Below are 8,311 nucleotides of genomic sequence, written 5' to 3'. Positions count from 1 at the left end.
CACGCCGGAACGACAAAACGCTCAGACGCTTCGGCGATGAACTCGGCAAGCCGATCGGCGGGTTCCCCGCGCGAGGCGTTCTGTGCACATGCAACTCCCTCGAAGAAGGGTAAAGGCGCGATCGGGCACACCAATGCCGTGACTGTAGCAACGACGCGTGCCGTCGCGCGGAGTGAACGCAGGCAGGCTGTCGACAATGCCCATGTATGGCTATGATTCTTCTGCTGTGGGCGGGATGACCGCGTGGCTGCTCTCAGATCAGGCCGGGAAGGAAGGGTGGAGGGCCGGCGGGATGAGCCCGAGCCGGACGATTGACGGCGAATGGAGCGCATCGTCACTCCTCGCCGGTCCACACCGGGACTGCCCGGCCGATAACAGAGGATGCTGGTATCGGCCCAAAGTAGCGGCTATCCAGGGAGTTCGCCGTCTGCCAGTTCATGACAAAGAGCTCGCCTTCGCCGATAATGCGGCATCCTTGCCAGACCGGCAGCGGGCGGCCGCGGCCATCGCGCTCGCGCGCCTCTCCAATCTTGATGTCATCGACAATGATGGTGAGCGCCTCTCGGCAGACCGTTTGGCCTGGCAGCGCCAGCACCCGTTTGAGCATGGGAACGCCAATCGGCAGATAGCCGTTCAGATCAAGGAAGGTGGCGAGCGGCTCAGGTGGTTGAACGGCGACGAGTTCGGTAACAGTCAACCTTGTCGCCGGTTGCAGCAGATAGAGACCGATCGGGACGCTGTTCGAGGCGTTCCATATGTAGCGCGGTGATGCTCCCCCGAGCGTTGAGAGGAGAAGGGTGGTCGTCCCTAGCGCGGCCAGAATTGGCCCGCACCGCGCATTCATGATGCAATCCTCCGGCGACGCAGCCAGGCGCCGTGACGCGAGCGGGTGTACGGCCGAGGTGTTTCGTTGACTGACAGACGGTTGTGAATGTGGTGCCAATAATCGGGCGCGACATCGACGGGATCAATGTTGAGTGCTTCAACCGCATCGATCAATTGCAGCACCCGCTCGACTTTCGGCCAGCCAGACAGTCGAAGCAGGATGTCGCCGCCTGGACTGATCCACGGGATCGTCGAATATCGCTGTCCGGGTGTCGCCGCGCGCAAGATATCGACGCGAGACAGGACTGTTCCGAAGTCATTTGACGTCCAGCGCACGAAAGCGAAGATGCTGCCCGGAGCGAAGGACAGGACCCGGCGACCACGATCTAGAATTCGCTCCGACACCGGGTGACCGAACCGAATCCGGTTCTCAATACGTTTGTCGAGCCACAGGAGCTCAACCGTGGTGACGTCGTTCACGATGAACCTCGATGTTTGCATTTGGGAGAAATGAGAGCCGTTTCGCGAAACTCTGCGCCGTCAGCGTAAGCCTCACGCAGCCTTTGCGATCCGACATCGGTCAGCGTCGCTCCTTGCCAGCGTACGGGATCGGCGGATGACGTTTGGCGGGCAGGACCGTATCTGCGCCGGGATCGCCGGTTGATGTTTTGGTACCGCGATCGGCCCACGCCTTCAGGTCATCGAGCGCATAGACGACGCGGCCGCCCAGCTTCCGGTAGGTCGGGCCGGTGCCATAGATGCGATGCTTCTCCATCGTGCGGCCGGATAGACCAAGAAAGCGGGCGGCCTCGGGCGTGCGCAGGTATCGCGGCGGCAAGGCGGCGTTCGAATCGGACATCTGAAAGCTCCGTCGTCGTGTGGAGCGCCACCGAAGTCGGCGGCGCGTCGACGGGCACAATGGCGGAGCAGAGCCGCAAAGGGGGATGCCGAAGATGGGGGGGCGGGTTTTCGATACCCCTGGACGCGGCTATTTCTTCCGGGATGGGCGACGCAACAAGGCGCGGTATCCGCCGCGCAACATGGAAAGCCCCGTTTTGACCAGGCGTACGGTGCGGTTGCGGAGATCGTGGGTTTTCCAGCCCAGGTCGGGTATCCGGTGTCGCCCAAACAGTCCGGCTGCGATCTCGCGATAGCTGTTTCCTTCCAACCATCCGTCCAGCGCGCGCATTGCGAGGATCAGCCGCTGGCGACGCTTGACAGGGAGAGGAAGAAGTGGAGGTCCGAGCGGCCGCTCTTCGAGCGCCGACCAGAATCGATGTGCTGCCTGCGCGCGAATGTCGAAGTTGGAATCGAGCTGCAGTTCGACCGCGAATGATGCGCCGCCGGGCGGCAATTCCTGGAGCCAAAGGCGATGGTTCGCCCCTCTCAGCGACACGATGGCATGCCAACCATCGGCCGCACGGCGGAGCTCGCCACCCGGCAACCCGGTCAGGTCGACATGATAGCGGCTGGACACTGCAGGCGTGACGATCCCGCGGAGCGGCAGCACCGTCGGCAGAGCCTCGGGCGACCAGAAGATAGCTTGTTTGTCGAAAGCCTTTCGCGGATCAGCCGCGAAAAGACAGCCCCCATAGATCGCGGAAATCGTCAGTCATTCCACCGGATCGCTGCTCGCTGGTCAGCCGGCTGTAGGCTGCTTGATACTCGCCGTCGCGGCGTAGCCACTCCCAGGCGATGTCCATCGTCTCCGCATCGTGGACCTTGTCGTAGGCGGGCTCTGATCTCCAATCAAACGCTGACATCGTACGCATTCCTCACTGCACAAAAACAGAGGAATTGCAGCACAACAAATGTGACGATTTAAGGTTGCGTCTAATTTGTCAAGCCGATCACTCGATTTGCTTTCGCGATCGAGCATCAAGAACAAGCCACGTTTGCTTCAAACAGCATTCATTTTTCATTCTTCGGCCAGCCGCGCTGAAGCAGGAGACGATAGCCGTGGCGGGCTGCCCATTTCGCGCGAGCGAGGTGACTCTCGAACGCACGACGAGCGCGATCAGGCTCCTGGGCTGCGTCGATATTCAGAACGATGCGCGCGACCTCGCGCCAGTCGGCGTCGTCCGCTTCGGCGTCGAGAAGACGCATGTACGTGACGGCGTGTTGCTCGTCGTACGGCGTAAGCACCGGCTCGTCGGGCGCCAGATCTGCAACTTTTGGATTATGCGGCGGCACCACTTGAAACACCTATGGTCTTAGAAACTTCGACCCGGCGGATCCTGACTGCACACTTAAGTCATTTTCGTACCGACACGTCGACTGGTCCACAGGATTTCTGCATGCCAGCGATCAATTATTCTTCGGATACCGCAGGCCAAGAGCGTCCATCTGCGCGTTTGTAGAGAATACTCCGTGGAGAAATACTCTTCAAGGCGCTGGCTTTTCGGTCATGAAGATCCGAGAGGTCCTGGCGCTGAATGTGAGGAAGCTTCGGCAGGCGCGCGGCTTGTCGCAGGAAGAGTTGGCGCATCGCGCGAAAATCGATCGCACTTATGTGAGCTCGATCGAAAGATGCCGCTATTCGGCCGGCGTGGACGTGGTGGACCGGGTTGCGCGGGTTCTTGGGGTCGAAGCGTCGGATCTGCTCACGCGCCCGACTCCAGAAGGCAAGAAGGGACGAAATTCGTCCTGCTCCGCAAAGTAAAACTCGCATTGTGCGAGCACACTCCTTTGCCAGCAGTCGAACGATTCAGAGCTGGCCGGCCGGAGCGTCACCGCGCCAACTGGCCGCGCAGCTCTAGCGTCAGCGTGCTCTGCCTGGTTTTCGTCGCTGTTTGACGGCTTTGAAGCCCCGCCCGAGCAGTCCGGGCGGGGCTTAGCGGTGCTTAAGTCTACTCACTGGTCTTGCGCGGGCGCGACCACAGCAGGGTGTAGCCTTCACCGCCCTCGTCGTCGAACAGGTTCGCATAGATCGGCGCATTGAACGAGGGATCGTCGAGCTTGAGCGACAGGTAGTCGCGTCCTTCCTCGGAGCGCTTCGGCCAGGCTGCTCCTATTTCCACTTTACCCAGATAGATGCGGTGGCTCGGGGCATTCTCGCTTGTACGGCTCGTTTCTGCGACGATGCGGACGCCCTTGGCCTGCAAGCTGAGGGTAATAATCTGGCCCTGGAAGTCGTTTCCAACCTTCTTGAAGGAACCGATATTCGCCATGTCACTTCTCCTGTTTGTGTTTCGAGCCCGCGACCACCGCGGCCTCGATGGCGATGGACAGGCCGAAGACGATCGGCGACGCACCCGCCTTCGGACCGCAGCACAGCGGAGGACGCTGGCGGAGCGACTTTCTTGCCTCGCGAGGAATGGGCGTAAGCCCAGGGGAAGAAAGTCGCGCCGACGGCGTTGCGGCTCAGACGATCGAGGCACAGCCGGTCTTCGGCCAGATCAAGCCATCAAGAGGCCAGGTGCGTCCGCGTGCTGAAGCAACATCCCGGGAGAAGACGTGGCGGGTCTCGGCTCGGCAACACAAGAGGTCGGAACGTTTGGGGGTAGAGAAAGAAACAATGTGCGGCAAACGGCGCTATCGTCAGCTCGGAAACGGCGGAGAGCGAGAATGCTCCGAGCCACCGCATCTATCTGGGTAAAGTGGAAATAGGAGCAGCCTGGCCGAAGCGCACCAAGAATGGGAGCGAATACCTCCTCGCTCAAGCTCGATGCCTCTCGTTCAGCGCGCCGATCTACGCGAATCCATTCGACGACAATGGTGCTGAAGATTATCCCTCGCGCGCGGCTGCCGTGAGAACGGAATGAGACGTATTTTCCATCAGCCTGCCCGATTCCGATGGGCGGGGCTCCGCGAAGACGGTCAAGCGTGTCCACGCCGTTGCGCCAATGAAGGCCGCGCCGAGGTAAGCGAAGACCTGGCGCCAAGCCAGCGATGGCACTCCGATCTGTGACATGACGAGAAGGGCGTGATAGCCGGCCACGGCCGCCGGGATGGCGAACGCGGCCGCAATTGCTGCGCGCAAAATCGCGGACCGTGTCATTGCGAACGCGGTTTGTCCGATGGCGAGCGCCACGGCGCCAGCGCAGATGCCAACCAGCGGCGCGCCAAGCACACCGGCACCACCATGGAATGCCGACGCTCACTGCGACGAAAAGCGGCAAAGCGTATACCGCCAGCGTGAAGATCAGCCAGCAGAACAAGCCAATGCCAACGGTGTTGAGGAGGAGTCCAAGAACGAGCATGGTGGTGGCTCCGTGCACATAGGTGTAACGGTCGCGCCTTCCACCACCACCGCGGCGCATCCTTGGATATACGATCGGAACGAGGCGGAGTTGCGGCGATGCAACTCCGCCGGGGTGGCGTCGGAAGGGTGTATGGCGACGCTCATGCGTCGCCAAATTTCCAGACGGCGATGCCGAGGCGTTTTGCCTTGTCGGCGAGGTTGTCCTGGATTCCCGTACCCGGGAAGTGCATGACGCCGATCGGCAGGAGTTCGAGCATGGCGTCGTTGCGCTTGAATGGCGCCGCCTTCGCGTGCTTCGTCCAGTCCGGCTTGAATGCGATCTGTGGGACCTTCCGGGCGGTCGCCCATTTGGAGGCAATCAGTTCGGCGCCCCTCGGCGAGCCGCCGTGAATCAAGACCATCTCAGGATGCTTGGCATGAACCTTGTCGAGACGCTCCCAGATCAGCCTGTGGTCATTGAAGCCGAGGCCGCCAGTGAGTGCGATCTTCGGCCCCGGTGGCAACATCACCTCGGTCTCGGCGCGGCGTTTGGCAGCGATGAAGTCTCGGGAGTCGATCATCGCCGCGGTGAGCGCTCGGTGGTTGACCAGTGATCCCGATCGGGGGCGCCAGGCCGCGCCGGTGTGAAGCTCAAAGTGCTCGATGGCTTGATCGCGGAAGAGCTCCAGGCAATTGCGGCGCTCAATCAGCGTGATGCCTTCGGCCGTCAGGCGCTCGAGTTCGACCGATCGTACTTCCGAGCCGTTCTGTTCGCGCTGGCTCTTGTGCTGCGCCTGCTCGTTGTCGTCGAGCTCGCGTCCGATGCGATCCGCGGCACGGTGGAACAGATTGACGGTCGACCACAGCAGATCCGGAAGGTCCGGTTCGAGCCGCGTATCGCTTAGGGTCGCAACCAGGGCGTCGAAGATGTCGGCGATGGCGCCGGCGATCATCTTGCCCTCGGGCAGCGGACGCGGATCAGGATCGTCGTCGAATGGACGGTAGCCAAAGAGCTGCAGTTCAGTGACGACGTGGTCGGTCGGAGATGCCGCGTGCGGTGGTTCGATGTCGTCGTGATCGGTCATGGGATGAGGTCCTTCGCCGGATCTGCCGCGCCCATCGCGGCCTTCGTGGCGATCACTCAGACGGCGGGCGGAACGGGCCAGCACCCGGAGCAAGGCGAAGAGCCGAAGCTTCAGCGGAGGATGGCTGAGGTGCGGCTATTTTGCTTCGCGATGCAAAGCGCGCCATTCAGTTATCGATGATCGTCTTCTCATTGGCGGCGCGCGGCGGAAAATAGCCGCACCTCAGCCATTGCTTGCCCGCTCCGCCTGCCGTCCGATCGCCCTCTAGAAGGCCGTGGGCGCGCCTCTCCGGCATGGCTCCGCCGTGACCGATCTGTCGACGTCGGTCCAAGCCAATCGCAGCTATACGACGGTGGTCACAGGTAGGAGGAAGCGCGAGATATCCTCCGGTGCGAGCTGTCTGCGCAACTCTGCTCGCAGGGCATCGAGGCCAAAGATGTGCAGATCCTCGTTGAAGTCGCCCAGCCGAGGCGATAGCGGGATTGCTTCGATGCCGGCGGTTTCGGCGCGTTGCAGTAGAACAGCTTGCACCGTGTCTCCTGTAGCATCGGCGTCGCGGGCGATGTAGAGCCTGCGCAGACCCGGCGGAAGCAACATGGCAGCGAGGTGATTGGCCGAAAGCGCCGATGCCATCGGCATTGCCGGCAGCACGAAGCGCAGCGACAGCATTGTCTCGATGCCCTCGCCAGCGGTGAGTACGTCCTCCGCTACCCCGAATCGTACGGCATTTCCCAGCAGATCGCCCATCGCGCGTCGAGGGGTGTCGATCGGCGCCTTGCCGAGACGGTGGGGCTCAAAACCCTCGGGATCGATCCAGGTGCGGTGTACCCCGGTGATCGTGCCGTCCAGATCCGTGACGCGGGCAATCATCGCGGGCCAGATCTCGGGCGTATCTTGATCATGGGGGTAGTAGTAGCAGCGCGGCTGAAAACGCAGGCTGCCGCCGTGGTGCACCTCCTCGATACCGCGACGGCGCAGATAAAGCTCCACGAGAGTCCCGTCAATCGGGCGCGATATTGCAAAGAGCCGGCCGGCCGCCTCGCGCGATCCGCGCTGCACCGCTGGGCGCGCGACTTTGGGGGCGACCTCGTGGTTGGGACGAGGCAGTTTCAGAAATCGTCGCGCTTCCTCGGCAACATCACGGAAATTGTGAAGTCCGCAGCTTTCGCGGATGATATCGAGCAAATCGCCGTGTTCTGAAGTCGCCGCGTCTGTCCACTTACCTGCAGGTCCCCTTGGTGAATCATAGAGCCGCACGTACAAGGAGCGCCCCGGTGTATTTTGGACATCGCCCACCAGCCAATAGCGCCCCTCGCGCTTGCCATTGGAGAGATAGTGGCGGCACACCGCCTCGGCCTCGCGCGCGAGGCGATGCGCCAGTTCGGAGGCGTCGCGGGGCATCACGCGGCCTCCCGTTCGGCGATGCGCTCGATTGGGTACTGCTCGAGCAGCTTCGCCAGCACTTCGATGCCGCTCGCGTCAGTTGGCACGAACATGCGCAGCTTCCAGGAGATGATCTCCCCAAAGAGCCCGTAGGTGCGCAGTCGATCGCGCATCGCGTCGGTGAATCCCGACAATTCGATACGGTATGCGCCCATGACCCGGACGCGGCGGAGCTGGAGGCCTTCGGCGAGGTCGAGGACGGTCCGGCCCTCCAACAGCGCCGCAAAGGCGGTGTCCGGGGCCAGCTTGGGCGCATCGAAGCTAAGGACATTCGCGACCCAGGCTGCCGAGACCTTGCGGCCGATGACGCGCTCACCGGCGTCGGTCCGCAGCCGGTAAACCCGCGTCGATTCGTTCGGCAGCCGCTTCCAGATCGGCAGCAACAAGCCCGCTACGACATGAATCGTGCGTTCCGTGAACTCAGGCACCTCTGCAAGCTCGCTCTGCCAAGCCGCGCTGAAACGCTCGCGATCAGCTTCGACCCAATGGCTTTCCGCCATCGTCTTCAGCGGAAGGCTGTGCTGCTGCATCGGTCGGATCAGCCGGACGCGCCGTTCGATCTCGCCGTCATCGAGCATGAAGCTTGGCGAGGGGACCTGTACGGCGGCGCGGCCCGACCGCTCATTGATCAGCACGACGGCACGATGGTCGGAAAGTCGGCCGAGGGCCTCATCCAGGGTCACAGGATGATTGCGTTCGCGCTGGGCAATTGTGAGAAGCCGGGTCTCGGCGCCGATCTGAGAATGAACATAGATGGTCCGCCGATCGGTGACGA

General features: G+C 62.2%; 12 protein-coding genes and 1 pseudogene. 2 read left to right on the top strand and 11 right to left on the bottom strand.

Annotation, left to right across the window (positions count from 1 at the left end; translation table 11 throughout):
- Positions 1–334: 334 nt before the first annotated feature.
- The 6 genes from JOZ76_RS06795 to JOZ76_RS06770 all read right to left on the bottom strand — a co-directional run bounded on the left by JOZ76_RS06795 (position 335) and on the right by JOZ76_RS06770 (position 3,030).
- On the bottom strand, positions 335–844 hold the full coding sequence (locus JOZ76_RS06795) for a S26 family signal peptidase (RefSeq protein WP_291697857.1): 510 nt from the start codon (positions 842–844) through the stop codon (positions 335–337).
- The gene (locus JOZ76_RS06790) at positions 841–1,305 is read right to left on the bottom strand and encodes a DUF2840 domain-containing protein (protein ID WP_291697856.1); all 465 of its coding nucleotides are present in this window, start codon (positions 1,303–1,305) and stop codon (positions 841–843) included. The genes JOZ76_RS06795 and JOZ76_RS06790 overlap by 4 nt, the downstream gene beginning before the upstream one ends.
- 100 nt (positions 1,306–1,405) lie before the next feature.
- Positions 1,406–1,684 carry a helix-turn-helix transcriptional regulator gene (locus JOZ76_RS06785; protein WP_291697855.1) on the bottom strand — a complete coding sequence of 93 codons (279 nt, stop codon included), beginning with the start codon at positions 1,682–1,684 and terminating at the stop codon, positions 1,406–1,408.
- Between the two features lie 129 nt (positions 1,685–1,813).
- The gene (locus JOZ76_RS06780; RefSeq protein WP_291697854.1) at positions 1,814–2,335 is read right to left on the bottom strand and encodes a DUF2285 domain-containing protein; all 522 of its coding nucleotides are present in this window, start codon (positions 2,333–2,335) and stop codon (positions 1,814–1,816) included.
- A 58-nt stretch (positions 2,336–2,393) separates the two neighbouring features.
- On the bottom strand, positions 2,394–2,588 hold the full coding sequence (locus tag JOZ76_RS06775; protein WP_291697853.1) for a transcriptional regulator domain-containing protein: 195 nt from the start codon (positions 2,586–2,588) through the stop codon (positions 2,394–2,396).
- A 148-nt stretch (positions 2,589–2,736) separates the two neighbouring features.
- A complete protein-coding gene (locus JOZ76_RS06770; protein ID WP_291697852.1) occupies positions 2,737–3,030 on the bottom strand; it encodes a DNA -binding domain-containing protein in 294 nt (97 codons plus the stop codon).
- Between the two features lie 202 nt (positions 3,031–3,232).
- On the opposite strand from JOZ76_RS06770, the gene JOZ76_RS06765 reads away from it, so the two are divergent.
- The gene (locus JOZ76_RS06765; RefSeq protein WP_291697851.1) at positions 3,233–3,487 is read left to right on the top strand and encodes a helix-turn-helix domain-containing protein; all 255 of its coding nucleotides are present in this window, start codon (positions 3,233–3,235) and stop codon (positions 3,485–3,487) included.
- Between the two features lie 187 nt (positions 3,488–3,674).
- On the opposite strand, the gene JOZ76_RS06760 is transcribed toward JOZ76_RS06765, so the two are convergent.
- Complete coding sequence (locus JOZ76_RS06760; RefSeq protein ID WP_291697850.1) at positions 3,675–3,995, bottom strand: DUF736 domain-containing protein; 321 nt, start codon at positions 3,993–3,995, stop codon at positions 3,675–3,677.
- A gap of 366 nt (positions 3,996–4,361) precedes the next feature.
- Between JOZ76_RS06760 and JOZ76_RS06755 the strand changes: the two genes are divergently transcribed.
- A complete protein-coding gene (locus tag JOZ76_RS06755) occupies positions 4,362–4,589 on the top strand; it encodes a DUF736 family protein (RefSeq protein WP_291697858.1) in 228 nt (75 codons plus the stop codon).
- Here the strand turns inward: JOZ76_RS06755 and JOZ76_RS06750 are convergent.
- The 4 genes and pseudogenes from JOZ76_RS06750 to JOZ76_RS06735 all read right to left on the bottom strand — a co-directional run.
- A complete protein-coding gene (locus JOZ76_RS06750; protein WP_291697849.1) occupies positions 4,553–4,858 on the bottom strand; it encodes a hypothetical protein in 306 nt (101 codons plus the stop codon). The genes JOZ76_RS06755 and JOZ76_RS06750 overlap by 37 nt on opposite strands.
- 311 nt (positions 4,859–5,169) lie before the next feature.
- Entirely contained in the window at positions 5,170–6,093 is a 924-nt protein-coding gene (locus JOZ76_RS06745) for a DUF2493 domain-containing protein (RefSeq protein WP_291697848.1), read from the bottom strand.
- A gap of 342 nt (positions 6,094–6,435) precedes the next feature.
- On the bottom strand, positions 6,436–7,494 hold the full coding sequence (locus JOZ76_RS06740; protein WP_291697847.1) for a DUF7146 domain-containing protein: 1,059 nt from the start codon (positions 7,492–7,494) through the stop codon (positions 6,436–6,438).
- Positions 7,494–8,311 (bottom strand): annotated as a pseudogene (locus JOZ76_RS06735) (methylase); the annotation flags it as partial. The pseudogene JOZ76_RS06735 and the gene JOZ76_RS06740, both read right to left, overlap by 1 nt.

This window comes from Bradyrhizobium sp., from assembly GCF_019244115.1.
Classification (GTDB): domain Bacteria; phylum Pseudomonadota; class Alphaproteobacteria; order Rhizobiales; family Xanthobacteraceae; genus Bradyrhizobium.
The sequence above is the reverse complement of the archived record's forward strand: the minus strand, read 5'-3'. Positions and strand labels throughout refer to the sequence as shown.